The organism is Synechococcus sp. YX-04-1, assembly GCF_030546365.1.
Classification (GTDB): domain Bacteria; phylum Cyanobacteriota; class Cyanobacteriia; order PCC-6307; family Cyanobiaceae; genus Parasynechococcus.
In genome coordinates this window covers 1-801 of the sequence record NZ_JAUONZ010000023.1, presented here as the reverse complement: position 1 = coordinate 801, position 801 = coordinate 1, and the positions used below count along the sequence as shown (strand labels likewise).

Sequence of the window (801 nt, the reverse complement as noted above, 5' to 3'; positions counted from 1 at the left end):
ACCGCCAACGACAACTTCCTCGGTGCCGTGGGTTACTCGCTCAACGACATCAAGGGCAAGCACCACAGGATGTTCTGCGAGGAAAGCTACACCTCAACTCCCGAGTACGCCTCATTCTGGAAGAACCTCCGCAACGGCCAGTTCGACGCCGGGGAGTACATGCGTATCAACAGCCAGGGTGACCAGATCTGGATCCAGGCCTCATACAACCCTGTCTTTGATGACAACGGCAAGGTGATCAAGGTTGTGAAATTCGCCACTGACATCACCGAGCAGAAGCTCAAGACCGCTGACTTTGAGGGTCAGCTCGAGGCGATCGGTAAGTCGCAGGCTGTCATCGAGTTTGACATGGACGGCACCATCCGCTGGGCCAACGACAACTTTCTGAACACCGTGGGCTACTCGCTCGACGAGATCAAGGGCAGCCACCACCGGATGTTCGCCGAGCCCGCTTACGCAGCGAGCCCCGAGTACGCCGCGTTCTGGCAGAACCTCAACAATGGCAATTTCGATTCGGGTGAGTACAAGCGTCTTGGCAAGGGCGGCAAGGAGATCTGGATCCAGGCCTCGTACAACCCCATCTTCGACCCCAGCGGCAAGCCCTACAAGGTCGTCAAGTACGCTTCAGATATCACGGCACAGAAAGCACTCCAGGCCGATTTTGCAGAAAACGCCGAACGGGAGCGTCAGGCCGCGACCGAGCTGCAGAACAAGGTTGAGCAGCTGGCGAGTTGATCAGCATTTTCAACCTCACCATCAATCACATTCCAGGTACCTTCTTGCTGACGCGAAGCATCATCA

At 56.6% G+C, this 801-nt stretch carries 1 protein-coding gene; it reads left to right on the top strand.

Annotation, left to right across the window (positions count from 1 at the left end; all coding sequences use genetic code 11):
- The coding region (locus tag Q3Y53_RS13055; protein ID WP_303536807.1) for a PAS domain-containing protein at positions 1-735 on the top strand (735 nt) is incomplete at its 5' end.
- Positions 736-801 lie beyond the last annotated feature (66 nt).